The organism is Lapillicoccus sp., assembly GCF_025353065.1.
Lineage (GTDB): Bacteria > Actinomycetota > Actinomycetes > Actinomycetales > Dermatophilaceae > Lapillicoccus.
Genome location: NZ_JANXRJ010000304.1, coordinates 1 through 15,438, shown reverse-complemented (window position 1 = coordinate 15,438; position 15,438 = coordinate 1). Strand labels below are relative to the sequence as shown.

Annotated in this window: 14 protein-coding genes and 1 pseudogene; 6 read left to right on the top strand and 9 right to left on the bottom strand. The window is 71.8% G+C overall.

What is annotated here, in order from left to right; genetic code table 11:
• Nucleotides 1–1,068 (bottom strand): DnaB-like helicase C-terminal domain-containing protein (locus Q0R63_RS22215; RefSeq protein ID WP_295702259.1); only part of this gene is annotated, 1,068 nt, incomplete at its 3' end.
• 533 nt (nucleotides 1,069–1,601) lie between these two features.
• On the opposite strand from Q0R63_RS22215, the gene Q0R63_RS22210 reads away from it, so the two are divergent.
• On the top strand, nucleotides 1,602–1,877 hold the full coding sequence (locus Q0R63_RS22210) for a DUF2277 domain-containing protein (protein ID WP_295702257.1): 276 nt from the start codon (nucleotides 1,602–1,604) through the stop codon (nucleotides 1,875–1,877).
• A 3-nt stretch (nucleotides 1,878–1,880) separates the two neighbouring features.
• Here the strand turns inward: Q0R63_RS22210 and Q0R63_RS22205 are convergent, their stop codons facing one another.
• A complete protein-coding gene (locus tag Q0R63_RS22205; RefSeq protein WP_295702255.1) occupies nucleotides 1,881–3,122 on the bottom strand; it encodes a hypothetical protein in 1,242 nt (413 codons plus the stop codon).
• A gap of 102 nt (nucleotides 3,123–3,224) precedes the next feature.
• On the opposite strand from Q0R63_RS22205, the gene Q0R63_RS22200 reads away from it, so the two are divergent.
• Nucleotides 3,225–3,920, top strand: coding sequence for a DNA alkylation repair protein (locus tag Q0R63_RS22200; RefSeq protein ID WP_295702253.1), 696 nt, complete (start codon nucleotides 3,225–3,227; stop codon nucleotides 3,918–3,920).
• A 108-nt stretch (nucleotides 3,921–4,028) separates the two neighbouring features.
• Here the strand turns inward: Q0R63_RS22200 and Q0R63_RS22195 are convergent, their stop codons facing one another.
• The 4 genes from Q0R63_RS22195 to Q0R63_RS22180 form a co-directional block, all read right to left on the bottom strand.
• Complete coding sequence (locus Q0R63_RS22195) at nucleotides 4,029–4,598, bottom strand: MarR family transcriptional regulator (protein WP_295702251.1); 570 nt, start codon at nucleotides 4,596–4,598, stop codon at nucleotides 4,029–4,031.
• 77 nt (nucleotides 4,599–4,675) lie between these two features.
• Nucleotides 4,676–5,104, bottom strand: coding sequence for a hypothetical protein (locus tag Q0R63_RS22190; RefSeq protein ID WP_295702248.1), 429 nt, complete (start codon nucleotides 5,102–5,104; stop codon nucleotides 4,676–4,678).
• Nucleotides 5,105–5,107: 3 nt separating this feature from the next.
• Nucleotides 5,108–6,163 carry a hypothetical protein gene (locus Q0R63_RS22185; RefSeq protein WP_295702247.1) on the bottom strand — a complete coding sequence of 352 codons (1,056 nt, stop codon included), beginning with the start codon at nucleotides 6,161–6,163 and terminating at the stop codon, nucleotides 5,108–5,110.
• 68 nt (nucleotides 6,164–6,231) lie between these two features.
• On the bottom strand, nucleotides 6,232–8,721 hold the full coding sequence (locus Q0R63_RS22180) for a CHAT domain-containing protein (RefSeq protein ID WP_295702244.1): 2,490 nt from the start codon (nucleotides 8,719–8,721) through the stop codon (nucleotides 6,232–6,234).
• Between the two features lie 153 nt (nucleotides 8,722–8,874).
• Between Q0R63_RS22180 and Q0R63_RS22175 the strand changes: the two genes are divergently transcribed.
• Complete coding sequence (locus tag Q0R63_RS22175) at nucleotides 8,875–11,040, top strand: CHAT domain-containing protein (RefSeq protein WP_295702242.1); 2,166 nt, start codon at nucleotides 8,875–8,877, stop codon at nucleotides 11,038–11,040.
• A 10-nt stretch (nucleotides 11,041–11,050) separates the two neighbouring features.
• On the opposite strand, the gene Q0R63_RS22170 is transcribed toward Q0R63_RS22175, so the two are convergent.
• Together Q0R63_RS22170 and Q0R63_RS22165 are read right to left on the bottom strand one after the other, a co-directional pair.
• Nucleotides 11,051–11,350 (bottom strand): DUF1905 domain-containing protein, encoded by a 300-nt coding sequence (locus tag Q0R63_RS22170; RefSeq protein WP_295702240.1) that lies wholly within the window; start codon nucleotides 11,348–11,350, stop codon nucleotides 11,051–11,053.
• A gap of 63 nt (nucleotides 11,351–11,413) precedes the next feature.
• Nucleotides 11,414–11,800, bottom strand: coding sequence for a DUF1761 domain-containing protein (locus Q0R63_RS22165; protein ID WP_295702238.1), 387 nt, complete (start codon nucleotides 11,798–11,800; stop codon nucleotides 11,414–11,416).
• 80 nt (nucleotides 11,801–11,880) lie between these two features.
• Here Q0R63_RS22165 and Q0R63_RS22160 point away from each other — a divergent pair, with 80 nt between their 5' ends.
• The 3 genes from Q0R63_RS22160 to Q0R63_RS22150 are packed head-to-tail and all read left to right on the top strand — an operon-like array spanning nucleotide 11,881 to nucleotide 14,854.
• Entirely contained in the window at nucleotides 11,881–12,540 is a 660-nt protein-coding gene (locus Q0R63_RS22160; protein WP_295702236.1) for a TetR/AcrR family transcriptional regulator, read from the top strand.
• Between the two features lie 57 nt (nucleotides 12,541–12,597).
• Nucleotides 12,598–13,944 (top strand): MATE family efflux transporter, encoded by a 1,347-nt coding sequence (locus Q0R63_RS22155; protein WP_295702233.1) that lies wholly within the window; start codon nucleotides 12,598–12,600, stop codon nucleotides 13,942–13,944.
• A gap of 22 nt (nucleotides 13,945–13,966) precedes the next feature.
• Nucleotides 13,967–14,854 (top strand): glycosyltransferase, encoded by an 888-nt coding sequence (locus tag Q0R63_RS22150; RefSeq protein WP_295702231.1) that lies wholly within the window; start codon nucleotides 13,967–13,969, stop codon nucleotides 14,852–14,854.
• Between the two features lie 102 nt (nucleotides 14,855–14,956).
• Here the strand turns inward: Q0R63_RS22150 and Q0R63_RS22145 are convergent.
• Nucleotides 14,957–15,438: pseudogene (locus Q0R63_RS22145) on the bottom strand (hypothetical protein); the annotation flags it as partial.

The window sequence follows — 15,438 nt, the reverse complement described above, 5'->3', positions numbered from 1 at the left end:
GAGCGCGCGGGAGAACTCGGAGACCTCCTGCTGACGGGACTCGACGCGCTTGCCGGACGACATCAGCTGCAGGTAGTCGATGACGACGAGCTTGAGGTTGTGGCGCTGCTTGAGCCGGCGGCACTTGGCCCGGATCTCCATGAGCGACATGTTGGGCGAGTCGTCGATGAAGAGCGGCGCGTCGGAGACGCGGCCCATCGTCTGGGCGAGGCGCTGCCAGTCCTCCTCGCGCATCGTGCCCTTGCGCATGTGCTGCAGCTGGATGCTCGCCTCGGCCGAGAGCAGTCGCATCGTGATCTCGGTCTTGCTCATCTCGAGGGAGAAGACCACCGCCGCCTGGTTGTGCTTGATCGCGGCGGAACGGGCGATATCCAGCCCAATAGTCGATTTGCCCATTGCCGGCCTGGCCGCGATGACGATCATCTGGCCCGGGTGCAGGCCGTTGGTGAGGGAGTCGAGGTCGGTGAAGCCGGTGGGGACGCCGGTCATCTCGCCGGACCGGCCGGAGGCGACCTCGATCTCGTCGACGGTCGACTCGAGCACGTCGCCGAGGATCACGTAGTCCTCGCCGCCGCGCTTGTCGGCCACGGCATACACCTCGGCCTGGGCGGCGTTGACGATGTCCTCGACGTCGCCGCCGCCCTGCGCGAAGCCGAGCTGGACGATCTTGGTGCCGGCCTCGACGAGCCGGCGGAGGACGGCGCGCTCGGCGACGATCTGGGCGTAGTATCCGGCGTTCGCGGCGGTGGGGACCGAGGCGATGAGCTGGTGGATGTAGGCCTGGCCACCGACCCGGGTGAGGTCGCCGCGCTTGGTCAGCTCGTCGGAGACGGTGACCGCGTCGGCGGGCTCGCCGCGGCCGTAGAGGTCGAGGATCGCGTCGTAGATCGACTCGTGGGCCGGCCGGTAGAAGTCGGGGCCCCTGACGGTCTCGACGCAGTCGGCGATGGCGTCCTTCGACAGCAGCATGCCGCCGAGGACGGACTGCTCGGCGGGGACGTCCTGGGGCGGCAGCCGTTCGTCGCCGGGCACGTCCCTCGATCCGGGAAACAGCTCCTGGATGGTCACGCGCCCTGCCTCCCCGAACCTAAGGACAACCCGGACGGCGGACCCTCGCACCCTGCACCAGCGCCGTTCGAACTGGTGTCCACACATGACAACATGACGCACCGACAGGCCTGGAAAACAGGGCCGTCCGGGTGCGGATGCCGGGGCTGGCGACCCGTCCCCCCGAACCGGGGTGCCAGCCCCCGTGGGGTGCGTGCGTCACGTTAGGACCGCAGCCGCTCCGAGACAAACGGCGGTTGTGGACAACCTGGGGGAAACCGTGTGCGCCACGCCACATCGGGGTGGGGAGAACCTGGGGATGACCGACAGCTTTTCCCCGTCGGTCGTTGCGGATCTGTGCGGGGCGACGTGCGGGAACGGACGTGTCCACCGGGTGTGGACAAGCATCGCGCAAAAGAAATCTTGTCCACAGCCGAGGGTCGGGCGTGTCGGCGTCGGTATGCCGCGGGCCCATCGGACCCGCTTCCTCCCACCCCGAAGCAGCGTGGTCCCAGACGCGGACAAACTGGCCAGCGCGGCATACCGTCGCAGGCATGTGCCGCAACATCCGCCCGCTGAACAACTTCGAGCCGCCGGCGACGTCCGACGAGGTGCACGCCGCCGCGGTGCAGTACGTCCGCAAGGTCTCCGGCACGCAGAAGCCGTCGGCGGCCAACCAGGCAGCGATCGACCAGGCCGTCGCGGAGATCGAGCACGCGACGGCGCACCTGCTCGAGCACCTGACGACGGCCGCCCCGCCGAAGGACCGCGAGGTCGAGGCCGCGAAGGCCCGCGCCCGCTCGGCGGACCGCTACGCCCGCACGGGCTGACGACTACGGACCCACCGTCAGGGGCGGGAGGACCTCGTCCGGCAGCCCCGTCGCCGTGACCGCGACGGGCGGGTGGTTGACGCTGCTGAGACCCGGGAGGTCGGCGCCGGTCAGGACGACGACGGGGCCGGCGCGGGTCACCGACCGGCCACCGCTCGTGATCCGCAGCGTCACCGGCGGGTCCCGGACGCCGGCCGGCGCACCCACGGCGACGAACGTCCCAGGGTCGCGGTCGCCCTCGGCTACGGGTCTCAGCCACACGCCCCCCGACCAGCCGCCCCCCGCCGGCACCACCGACACGGCCGGCACGATCCCGATCGGCTGGACGTCGGCGCCGGTGTTGCTGAGCTGGACGATCGAGACGGCCTCCGGCTGGGTGGGGTCCGCCTCGGGGTGCTGACGCACGACGAGGACCGGGCCGGCGGGCGCCGTCGCGCTGCCGACGAGTAAGAGCGAGCGCGAGATCCGTTGGGGGACCTGCCGGCCCACCGGTGTGAAACCGACCGCCTGGCTGAGCAGCGGGACCCCCGAGGGTGAGGCGAGGAGGGTGTCGTACTCCGTGCGGCCGAGCGCGCCGCCCGCGAGCGCGACGGGGAAGACGAGGTCGGTCGAGGCGGCATACGGGCTGCCACCGACCGCGGCGTAGAGGGTCGGGCCGGACTGCAGCAGGAGCAGGAGGTGCGGCAGGACGCCGGGGTATGCCGCGGAGTAGGCGTCGACGAGGTCCTGGACGGGGACGACCGCCTGCCCGTCGGGGATGCGCGCGACCTGCTGCGGGCGACCGGGGGCGCCGACGTGGACCGCGGCCGACCGGGCGTCCCGGGACAGCTGCCAGCGGCCGGCGCCGACCGGGAGGGCCGGGAGGGTGAAGCGGGGACCCGGGTCGGCGAGGTCGCCGGTGGTGCTCAGCAGGCCCTGCCGGGTGCCGGTGCGCTCGACGTAGGTGGCGAACCGCGTCGTGGTCACCATCGTCACGTAGGTCTCGCCGTCGACCGACCCGGCGTTGATCGCGCAGACGGCGTGGAGCGGCACGCCGGACCCGGCCACCCAGGTCGCGAGGGCCCGGTCGAGCAGGGCCCGGTCGGCGAGCCCGTCCCCGGTCGGCGCGAATCCGAGGCACTGGCCACCCGCGGCGATCGTCGGCGTCTGGGGTGACGGGTCACCGCCGACGGGAGAACGCAGCACGAGGAGGACGGCAGCGAGGGCGACGACCGCGACCAGCGCCAGGGTCTGTCGGTTCGTCATCGGTGCCTGCTCGCGTGCTCGCCCTCGGGCGGGTCGGTCGGGTGTCGGTCGGGTCCCGGTTGGTGTCGGTGGGGCGTCAGTGCGTGACCCTAGGCTCGTGCCGTGTCGGTCAACCGCGACCTCGTCGACAGCCTACGGGCCACCCTGTCCGCGGCCGCCGACCCTGCGCGCGCGACGGGGCAGCAGGCCTACATGAAGTCGTCGCTCCCCTACTGGGGGCTCACCGCTCCCGTCCTGCGGGCAACCGTGCGTCCGGTGCTCGACGACCCGGGTCACCGGCTCGACCGGCCGGCGTGGGAGGCGACGATCCGGGCGCTGTGGGACGAGGTCACCCACCGCGAGGAGTGGTATGCCGCGATCGCCCTCGCGCGGCACCGGCACTACCGCGGGTGGGTCGACGGCGACGCGATGGCGCTGTGGCGCCACCTGATCGAGACCGGGGCGTGGTGGGACGTCGTCGACGAGATCGCCACCCACCTCGTGCTGGAGGTGCTCGAGAAGGAGCCGCAGGTCGAGGGGCTGCGGATGCGGGAGTGGGCGGAGGACGAGCACCTGTGGGTGCGTCGCTCGGCGATCATCGGCCAGGTCGGGCGGGGGGAGCGCGTCGACCTCGACCTGCTCGCGGCCACGATCGGGCCGAACCTCGCCGACCGGGACTTCTTCATCCGCAAGGCGATCGGGTGGGCGCTGCGGGATGCGGCGCGGACGCATCCCGGCTGGGTGCGGGCGTTCGTCGGGAGGCACGAGGGCGGGCTGTCCGCGTTGTCGCGGCGGGAGGCCCTGAAGCACCTCGGTTGACTCAGCACCTCGGTTGACTCAGGGTCGGGCGTGCCGGGCTGGGTGTGCCGTGCTCATCCCGTGACCACTCCTGTGCAGGGCTCGCTCCAGGACTGCGTGCAGTTCTCATCACGTGACGACGTCTGTGCCGGAGCCTCCGAGCGCGTCGAGGATCGCGAGGAGCCGCCGACGGTCGCGGGGCGGAAGGCGCGCGATGAGGTGGGCGCGGACGGCCCGGTCGTGCACCGGGCGGGCGCTCGAGGCGGCGGCGGCTCCGGCCGGTGTCAGGCCCACCGCGACCCCGTCACCGGCAGGGGTCCGTGTCACCAGACCCCGGCCCTCCATCCGGGTCAGCTGGTGGGACAGCCGGCTGCGGTGCCAGTCGAGGACGGCGACGAGCTCGCTCTGGCGCATCGAGCCGCCACCGGTCTCGGCGACGCTCGTGAGGACCGCGACGTCCGGGTCGGACAGGCCGGTTTCCGCCCTGATGTCCTCCTGGACCACGCCGCCCACCCGCTCGGTCGCGACCTTCCAGGACTGCCACAACCGCATCTCGTCGTCGTCCAGGGGCACGGCCGGGACGGGTTCCGGAACGGCGGACGCCGTGGACTCATCCGATGCCGTGGACTTCTCCGACGCCTTCGACCCCTTCGACCCCTTGGAGCCCTTCGCCTTCTTCGGCGCCTTCTTCGACTTCACCCGGTCAACCTACCGCGCTCACGTTGACGCGACAACGCCTCCGCGCCCTGGTCTGCCGTTGGCGCGTCAACATCAGCTCAGGCCTTCGCCGGCAGCCAGGCCAGCAGCTGCTCGCCGAACTCCGGTCGGGAGAAGTAGCCCCCGTGGTCGACGCCGGCCGAGTCGGGGAAGACGTAGGGATCGGCGATCGGGAAGCCGGTCGCGCCGGCGACCGTGTAGGCCCCTTCGGTCGGGACCACGAGGTCGTTCTTCAGGGCCGCGAAGATCAGGTCCGTGCCGGCGTCACGCGCGATCCGGGCGAGCGACGACCCCTTCACCGGCTCGTAGTTCGACGCCATCGCCCGATAGACCGCCGTGCTGCCCGGCGTCTCGTTGAAGGCCGCGAGGTAGGGCCCCGCGGGGTTCATCGACATGATGCCCTCCAGCCCGCCGAAGGCCCCGATGGTCAGCTGCTTGAGGATCGCCAGCACCATCCCGACCACGTCGGTGACCCCGTTGTCCGGCACGAACTACACGAGGTCGGTGACCCGGTCGAGCAGCGCCGACAGGTGGTCCTTGTCGGCGAGCACCGTCCCGGCGTTGGGCGAGGCCACCATGACCAGCGTGCGCACCGTGAGCTTGTCGGCGAAACCGAGCTCCACCGCCCGTTCGGCGAGCGCCCGGCCGACCAGACCGCCGCGCGAGTGCGTCACGACGTCGAGGACGAGCGGTTCACCAGCCGCGATCTGGTCCGCGAGCCACCCGACGTTATCGTGCGGCGTCGCCGACACCGTGAAGTGGTCGACCGCGAACACCCTTCCGTCGTAACGCTCGTGGAGCGCGGCCATGACGTCCGGCGAGATGGCCCCGTAGGCCGAGTGGGCCTGCGAGAAGGTGCCGTGGACGAAGAGCAGCGCGGCACCACCGCGCAGCGTCGTCCAGTCGTCGGCCCCGAACGCCGCCGCGGTCGCCGACCGGTAGCCGTCCGGGGCGAACCACCGGACCTGGTTGCGGCGGTACTCCTGCTCCCACCTGCCCGCGAAGTAGTCGCCGACCTTGCCCAGGACGGGGTCGATGAGCGGGAAGACGAGCAGCTTGAACAGCTTGGTGCCCAGCGCTCCGAGGACTCCCCGCTGGCCGGTCCCGTCGGCGCCCTGCTCGGCGATGACGACCTGTCGCGGGAGCCGGTAGGTCCGCCGTTCCCCACCTCGGGTCGCAACCTGGTCGGTCGGGACCGAGTCGGGCAGGTGCCACGACAACGAGCCGTCCTCGGCGGCATACAGGAGGACCTGGCCGTTGCCGTCGCCCGGGGCCGGTGTCTCGAGGACGATCTCGTCGCCCCCACCGCCGCCGCGACTGCCGCCGTTGCCGTCGAGCTCGGACTGGCCGGAGATCTCGACGGTCAGCTGCTCCGACATCCCGGCGTCGGCCAGCGCCTGGCGGAACTGCTCGGTCGAGTCCTCCGCCCCGCGCATGCCGTCGGACCCGGCCTGGTGCACCTCGACACGGCCGCTGAGGCCGGGCGTGGTGATGACGACGTTGTCGACGTAGACGGGGATGCCTTCTGGGCGCAGGTCTTCGGCCATGACGGGCGGACTCCTCGGTGACTCGGGTGGGTGGGGATGGGGCGAGAACGGTTGGTATGACGGGGGACTCAGCCTCGGGAGAGGCGCAGAGCCGGGTGCCCGAGCACCTGGAAGGCGACGAGGGTGGCGCCGATGCCGGGGGCGGCGGACCTGACGGCAGCCTCGGTGTAGGTGGCCCGGATCCTGCGGACCGCTTCGCCCACGCCGACCGCTCCCGTCGCCGGCGTCCAGGTCGCGGCATAGAAGTCGCGGGCGATGGCGGCGGCGACGGCGTCGTCGACGTTCCAGAGGGGGGCGACGACCGCCGCCGCCCCGATCCGCAGCAGCGTCGACGCGAGGCCGCCGTAGTCGCCGAGGACCCGCTTGTCGGCTCCGACCTGGCAGGCGTTGAGGAAGACGAACGGCCCGGCCGCGAGGTTGCCGACCTCCACCTGCGCAGGGGTGAGGAACAACGGCTTGGGCGGCGGGGCCGTGCCCCCGGCCGGGGCGGGCGGGACGTCGCTGAGCAGGACCAACCCCTCCTGACCACCCTGCGCGTCGAACTGCCCGTGGAGGGCGACGTGGACGAGGTCGACGGCGGGGTCTCCCCGCAGCAACGCGATGACCGAGGTCAGCGACGGCCGGATCTGGTCGGAGGCCGGCGCGAAGAGGGCACCCACCTCGGCGGCCTCGGCGAGCGCGCTGTCGAGCTTGCCCCACCCGGTGACACCGGTGTAGTCGGCGGTGATGACGGCGCTGCGGGTCACCGGGACGCTCGTGCGGGGAGTGGGACGCGGCTTGTGCTCCGACAGCGGCCAGCGCCCGATCGCCGCGTGGGCACCGAGGAACGGCGACGTGCCGCCCCACGGCGTCTGCAGCGAGGGGGTGACGGCGGCGAGCTCCCACGGCACCGACAGCTCCTCGGTCAGCAGCAGGATGGTCGGCGCGGTCTGTCGCGCGGGGTCGCCGACGACGGCGTGGATGGCGGCCTGGATGCCGTCCGGGATCGCGCGGCCGATCCGTCGCGCGCGGCCGGCGAGCTCGAGGTAGTCACTCTGCGGGCCCTGGGAGAACTGGATGGTCCGGCGGATCTCGGCCGCGAAGCCGGTGGCGTCGGCGTCGAGCTGTGAGGCATTCGGGGCGTCGGGCACCGTGACGCCCGAGGCCGCGGGATAGGCCGTCCAGACGAACCTCGACCCGTCGGCGGCGTCGGCCCGGAAGACGGTGAGGACGAGGTCGGGCATGTCCTCGTCGACGATCGGTGTGAGGTCGAGCAGGTCGGGCTCGCGCGACGCGGGCACCGGGGCGCCGGCGACGTCCGCGGCCGAGTCCACGGCCACGACGGTCCGCCAGGCGACCGCGACGACCTTGCCGCCCCGCAGCACGTGCACCCCGATGCGGCGCTGCGGTGGGAGGTCCTCGCCGTAGAGCGCGGTGAAGGAGAGCGTGGCCACGGGGTAGGGGTCGGCATCGGTCGAGGAGATGTGGGCGCGCGAATCGAGCTGGGGCCGTAGCGAGCTCGGGTCGTAGACGAGGACGAGGTCGAGGTCGACGATCTCGCCGGCGGTGAAGGTCATCCGCCCCGTCGCGGTGAGCCCGAGGTCCTTGCGCGGCTGCAGCCCGACGACGACGTCGAAGGGGGCGTCGATGACGACGACTTCGGGCCGGGGCTGGTGCGAGTCGACGTCGAGGCGTGGGTAGGCCGTCCGACCCGGTGGAGGGGCGGTCTGCGGCGACGGGGAAGGCGCAGTGCCTGGCTCGTCGCGGTGCTCGATCGGTCCCCGCCAGGTGGTGCCGCCGCCGCTGTCACCGCCGTCCTCGTCCGCGTCGAACGTGGCCTCGTCAACAGCATCCGGCTCGGCAGCATCCGGCTCGGCAGTATCCGGCTCGGCAGTCACGGGCCCGGCGTCCGGCCCCGGCACCCGAAGCCGAGAGGCCTCGTCGAGGATCGCCAGCAGCCCTGCCGGGTCGACGCCGCGGTTCAGCGCCTCGGCCGATCCGCTCACCAGACGGTTGACGGCGGCGCCCGCCAGAATCGCAGCAGTCAGGTGCGGCAACGGGATTCCCGCCTGGATGATCCGGGACACGGGGATCCGGGACAGGTCGAGCCGTCCCACCAGGGCGAGGAGCGCCGACCCCGCCGCGTCACGTGCCGGCGACGGAAGCCCGGCCACCCGGGTCACGAGATCGACGAGGAGCTGGCCCGCCCGGTCGGCCGGAAGCGCAGCCAGCACCATCAGATCGGTGGTTCCGAGTGCGCCCGCGAGCTCGGAGTCGGGACGGCCGAGCAGGGTCGCGGCCAGGGCGATCGCTGCGTCCATGGCCGTGTCGGTCGTGTCGGCGGCGGGGACGGCGGCATACGGGCTGGTGGTCGGGCCCGCAGCGCGTGTGACCAACGCGGCCAGCAGCAGTCCGGCCGGGTCCTGCCGACGCGAGACCGCGCGATGCAGCTCGTCGCGCTCGACGGGTTCGAGGCCCAGCCGCACGAGCACGTCGAGAAGCGATCCGCCGGCTCCGGCCATCGTCGGACCGGTCAGCACCGTATCGGCCAGGTCGCTCCAGCCGTCGACGTCCGTCATGAGGTCCACCTCCATGGGGAGGCGGTCCGGCGCGGGCTGATACGAAGCACCGGACAGGAACACCGGACAGCCGCCGGTGCCCGGCAGTATCATCGGCCGAACTCGCGGCTCCATCCTGTTGTATCCACGGACGTTGCGAAAGGTGTCCAGCTCATGGCCTCGCGCACTTACCAGAACTTCGACCTCCTCGTGGAGGCCGAGGCGGACGGCATGTTCCAGGTGCGGGTGACCGGCTGCCCGCTCGGGGAGTCGCCGACGGCGCGGTTCCGGCTGCCCTGGGAGAGCACGCAGCTCGAGAACCTCCTGCTGCGCCTCGACCCCGGCCGATCCGGGACGCGGCGCGGAGCCGCCGACCCGCAGGTGCAGGCGACGATGGACCTCGGCGGCCCGCTCTTCGAGTCGGTCTTCCCCGAGGACCTCATGCTCGCGTGGTCGCGCAGCATCGACGCCGCGCAGGCCGCCGGTGACGGCCTGCGCCTGCGGCTCCGGCTCGACGATGCGCCCAGCCTCGCGGGCCTGCCGTGGGAACTGCTCTACGACCGGCGGAACAACGCCTTCATCGCCCAGTCGGAGAAGACCCCGGTCGTGCGCTTCCTCGACGTCCCCCAGTCGCCGCGACCCCTCGTCGTCGACGGGGCGCTGCGCATCCTGATGATCATCTCCTCGCCGACCGACCTGCCGGAGCTCGACGTCGAGGCCGAGTGGGCCAAGGTGCACGATGCCCTCGGGCCGAAGATCGACGCGGGCCTCGTGGTGCTCGACCGGTTGCCCGCCGCGACCCTCCCCGAGCTGGGGACCTGGTTGCGGCAGCACGATGTCCACGTCCTGCACTTCGTCGGGCACGGCGACTACGACGAACGCCAGCAGGACGGCGTGCTCTTCTTCACCGACAAGTACGGCCGCAGCACCCCGGTCACCGCGCGGACCCTCGGGCCCCACGTGCGCGACCACGACCCGCTGCGGCTCGTCCTGCTGAACGCCTGCCGGTCCGCGCGCGTCGACACGCTCGACCCGTTCAGCGGGATGGCGCAGGGCCTCGTCCAGCAGGACGCGACAGCCGTCGTCGCGATGCAGTTCCCCATCAGCGACGGGGCGGCGGTGACCTTCACCGGCGAGTTCTACGGGTCGCTGTCCGACGGTCTGCCCGTCGACCAGGCCGTGACCAGCGCCCGGAAGGCCCTGCTGTCGGGATACCAGGCCGAGTGGGCCACGCCGGTGCTCTTCCTGCGCTCGAAGGACGGCCAGGTGTTCGAGAACATCGTCGCGGCCCCGGTCGAGACGCAGGCGCCACCCGTGGTGCCCACCGCGCCGATCACAGCACCGACACGTGCGACGCAACCGATGCCGGTCCGCGGGCCGCCTCCCACCGTCCCCACCCAGGTCGTCACCCGTCGTCCGGACCTCGAAACGACCTGGCAGCAGTCGCCGGCGACGTATGCCGCGCCGGCCCCGGCACCGGCCTGGTCGCCGAACCCACAGCCGGCCTGGTCACCAGCGCGCGCGCAGCAGCCGACCCCGACTCCACCTCGGAAGCGGCACACGGCCGCGACATGGGTGGCGGGGCTCCTCGTCCTCTTCGTCGGGACCGCCGTCGGGCTGGGCATCTACGGCCGGTCGTCCCAGAACGACAACGGCGGAGGCGCAGGCGGAGTCCAGCTGCGCAGCGGCACCGACCTCGAGGCCGCCTTCACCACGACGCCGCCCACCATCGACGGCAGGGCGTCCGACTGGGCCGGCGTCCCGGCATACAGCTCCGACGTCGTCGTGGCACCGGCGGGCGCGACGGCCAGCGTCCACGCACGGTGGTCGCTGCGGTGGGACGACACGGCGCTCTATCTCCTCGTCCTCGTGACCGACCCGACCATCACGCAGACCCACGAGGCCCAGCCCAGCCAGCTCTTCAACGGCGACGCCGTGAGCTTCGAGTTCGGGCCGCCGGACATCACCTCGACCGCGGCGCTGCAACCCACCGACCTGCACGTGCTCATGGGTCCGACGCAGGACGGCCGGACCATCGGTGCGATCAACGTCGCGAGGGGTGCCGTCTTCGCCTCGGGCCCGACGCTCAAGGGGGCGGCAAGCGTGGTGGGCAAGGTCGACGGTGGCTACGTGATCGAGGCGGCCATCCCCTGGACGATGCTGCGGGTCTCCTCGGTCGCCGCCGACCAGGCCTTCGGGATCAACCTCAACGTCAGCGACGCGGTCTCCAGCGGGTCGGCACGGGGGTCGTTGCGCGACATGGTGAGCAACAACCCGAAGCGCACCTCGAACAACGCTGTCACCCGCGCCGACTGGGGCCGGCTGGTCCTCACGGGGTGACAGGGCAGTTCTAGCTCAGCCGTTCGTCGAGGTGGACCTCGACGGTGTCGCCGGCCTGCTTGCCGAGGTGGCGCCGGATGGTGGCGTTGACCGGGAGCTTGTGCGTCCCGTCACCGAGGGCCATGAAGGAGCTGCGGAACGGGTGGGCGTCGATGGTCCCGCTCACCTTGACGAGACCGCGGGTCGCGAAGAACTCGGCCGAGCCGGCCATGACGACATAGGTCCAGCCGCCTGTGGCGGGGCTCTTGGTGAGTCTGGCGGTGAAGGTGTGGTCGAGCGGTCCTGCCGTCGATGGTGGTGTGCTCTTCATGGGTCAGCGTCCTCGTCGTGTCGATTTCGGGTGGTGCCGTGGTGGTTGCCCGTCGGGTCGCGGTCAGTGGAGCAGGCCCAGGATGACCGCGATCAGCACGAGCTTCAGCAGCCAGTCGCCAGCGTGCATCGCTGCGGTGGCGGGGTGGACCCTCTCCCACGTCACAGAGCCGGTGAGCAGGACGACGGGGAAGGCGACCCAGAGGATCAGAGCGAGCACGATGGCGTTGCTGACGCCGAGGTCACCGGCGCGGTGGGCGATCCAGGCGAATGCCGAGGCGACGATCGCGGTCCGCAGGAGCTCGGTCAGTACCTTCCACGCCTGGGGTCGTCCACGGTCCAGCGCTGCTTCGCCGACCGCCCGGCGCTCCAGGGGGGTCAGCGCCGCGTAGTACACCGAGCTGAGCACGAACGCCACGAGTGCTGCTGTGGCGATTCCGAGACCGATCACGAGGACCTCCATTTTATTTAGTACGGGCAAGTACGATAATGCTCGCCCACGTCTGTACTGTCAAGTACTAAAGTAGGAGCGTGTCACCAAGCCCCACTTCTGCTCGCCGTGGCCGACCCCGCGGGAGCGAGCTCCCGGAACTGCTGTCCATCGCTCGCCAGGCGTTCATCGCCAACGGATACCGAGGGACGACCATGGACGCCGTCGCCGGCCACGCCCACATCTCCAAGCAGTCGCTCTACCGCGAGTACCCGTCGAAGGATGCCCTCTACTGCGCCGTCGTGCTGGACTGGGTCGAGCACGGGTATGACGCGATGCGCCCGCACGCGACCGCCCTCTCCGAGGCCCACGACGCCCGTGAGGGACTGCTCGTGCTCGCTCGCGTCATGCAGGCCGGACTGCTGAGCCCACCCGTCCTGCAGATGCGAACCCTGATCGCCGCGGAAGCACAGCGGTTCCCCGAGGTCGCCTCCGACTACGTGACGCGCAGCTGGTCCCGCAACATCCATGTCCTGGCGACGGCGCTCGACGTCCTCGCCGCACGCGGGCTCCTCCGCATCGACGATTCCGACCTCGCGGCCGAGCAGCTGACCTGGCTCGTGGTCGCTGCGCCGCTGAACCGACTCACCCTCCAGGCCGGAGCCCACCCCTACAGCGAAGACGAGCTCGAGGCAGTCGCCGCTCAGGGCGTGGCCACCTTCTTGAGCCGCTACGGTCCCGGGGACATGGATCGTCGATAGGTCAGGGCGTGGACGCGAGGTCCGACGATCAGGTCGCAAAAGTCTAGGCTCGGCCGGGTGACCTCCACACCGGCGACGCTCGAGCGCCGGGAGATCCTGCGGCTGGCCGTGCCGGCCTTCCTCGCCCTCGTGGCCGAGCCGCTCTTCCTCCTCGCCGACTCCGCCATCGTCGGTCACCTCGGCACGACACCGCTCGCCGGACTCGGGGTCGCGTCTGCCGTGCTTCTCACTGCCGCGGGGGTTTTCGTCTTCCTGGCCTACGGCACGACGAGCGTCGTGGCCCGACAGCTCGGGGCCGGCTCGACCCGTGGAGCCATCAGCGCCGGGATCGACGGCCTCTGGCTGTCGGTCGGTCTCGGGGTCGTCACCGCGGTGGTCGTCGCGGTCACCGCGCCTTGGCTCTGCGGGCGGTTCGGGGCCACGTCGGAGGTGGTCGAGCAGGCCGCCACCTACCTCCGGATCTCGGCGGCCGGCATCCCCGGGATGCTCGTGGTCCTGGCGGTCACCGGGGTGCTGCGCGGGTTGCAGGACACCCGGACGCCCCTGGTCGCCTCGGTCGCGGGGTTCGGCCTCAACGTGGTCCTCAACTTCTTCTTCGTCTTCGGACTCCATTGGGGCATCGCAGGATCCGCGTGGGGGACCGTGATCGCCCAGACGGGGATGGCGGCCGGCCTCGTGGTCGTCGTGATCCGCAAGGCGCTCGCCGCGTCGGCCCGGTTGCGGCTGCACGCCGGTGGACTGATGCGTGCTGCCGTCGGCGGCATACCGCTGCTGGTCCGGACCCTCGCGCTGCGCGCCGTCCTCCTCGTGACGACCGCGGCCGCCGCGCGCTACGGCGACGCGACGCTGGCCGGGCACCAGATCGCGCAGACCGTCTGGACGTTCCTGGCCTTCTCGCTCGACGCCCTCGCCATCGCGGCACAGGCCCTCACCGGTGCGGCGCTCGGCCGCGGCGACACCGAGGGCGCCCGGCGGACCGCCCGGACGATGACGCGGTGGGGGGTCAGGGCCGGGGTGGTGACGGGGGTCGTGCTGCTCGCAGCGAGCCCCGTCATCGGGCTCGCGTTCACGAGCGACCGGTCCGTCGTCGACGCGGCGGCCGGAGCCTTCGTCGTCATCGCCCTCACCCAGTGGCTCGCCGGCTACGTGTTCGTCGTCGACGGGGTCCTCATGGGTGCCGGCGACACCGTCTGGCTCGCGGTGGCGATGGTCGCGGCGGCGCTCGTCTGGGTGCCGGCACTGCTGTGGGCAGCACGTGGCGGGACGGCGCTCCCGGGCGGGTTCGGCCACGACCTGGCGGGTCTGTGGGTCTGGTTCGGGGTGGGCTTCATGGCGCTGCGGGCGGTCGGACTGTGGTTCCGGTTCCGGGGGGACGGCTGGGCGGTGACCGGCGCGACGCGGTGAGCACACGGCATACCCTGTGGGCGTGGCCCTCGACATCCTCGTCCCCTTCTGGGGCGATCCGGCCCTCCTCCGCAAGACGGTCGACAGCGTTGTGGCCCAACGTAATCCGGACTGGATGCTCACGGTGGTCGACGACGCCTATCCCGACCCCGGCGTCGCGAAGTGGTTCGCCGAGCTCGACGACCCGCGCATCCGCTACCTGCGACACGACGTCAACCGCGGGATCACCGAGAGCTTCCGGCACTGCGTGGCGCTCGCGACCCAGGACGTCATGATGCTGCTCGGCTGCGACGACATCCTGCTGCCGGGCTACGTCGACGTGGTCCTCGCTGCCCACCGCCGCTTCCCCGAGGCCGCGATCATCCAGCCCGGGGTGCGGGTGATCGACGACGACGGCCGGGTCGTGCGCACCCTCGCCGACGAGGTCAAGCGGCGGGTCGTCCGGCCGCGGGTCGATGAGGCCACCCTGCTCGGCGGCGAGAAGCTCGTGACGTCGCTCCTGCACGGGGACTGGCTCTACTGGCCGTCGCTCACCTTCCGCACCGACCGGATCCGCTCGGTCGACTTCCGCGACGGCTTCCCGATCGTGCTGGACCTCGCGCTGGTCATCGACCTCGTATGCCGCGGGCGGCTGCTGCTGCTCGAGCCCACGGTGTGCTTCCACTACCGGCGGCACCGGGCCAGCGCGTCGTCGGTCAAGCTGGTCGACGGCAGCCGTTTCGAGGGCGAGCGGGCTTATTTCGCGATCGCGGCGCGACAGTGTCGCAAGCTCGGTTGGACCCGTGCGGAACGAGCCGCGCGGGCCCGGCTGACCTCACGTGCGCACGCCGCGACCCAGCTGCCCGGGGCGCTGCTGGGTCGCCGCTTCGAGGCCAGCCGGGTGTTGGCGCGTCACGCGTTCGGCGACTGACCGCGTCGGGGTCGGATCGGGTCGGGGACTGTCAACCGGCACGAGTCCGGTTTGTGCCGGCGAACCGGCGCACAGTTCGGACTCGTGCATTCCTGTGTCCCCTCAGTCCTGGCGGTTGGCGTCCCAGCTCTGGAATCCGGCAGCGCGGGCGGAGTTTTCGTCCGCGAACCAGACCTCGGCGCGAGTGCGCCCGTATGCCGGTGACTCCTGCGTGTGGAACAACATGGAGTCGACGTTGCCCTTGATCGGGTGACCCGTCGGGGCCGAGCCGTCCTCGCTCGCGGGGGCCGAGCCCGGGCCGAACTCGGTTGTGCCCGAATCCGGCTCGGGTGCGGGCTCTGCCGCTGCCTCGTCGCTCGAATCGACGACAGGCACCGCGGCCAGCTCGTCCCAGTCACCCGCGCCGGACGCGGCCGGCTCCGCAGCCTTCACCGGCGCAACGGCCGCCGGCTCGTCCCAGTCACCACCACCGGACGCGGCCGGCTCCGCAGCCTTCACCGGCGCAACGGCCGCCGGCTCGTCCCAGTCACCACCACCGGACGCGGCCGGCTCCGCAGCCTTCACCGGCGCAACGGCCGCCGGCT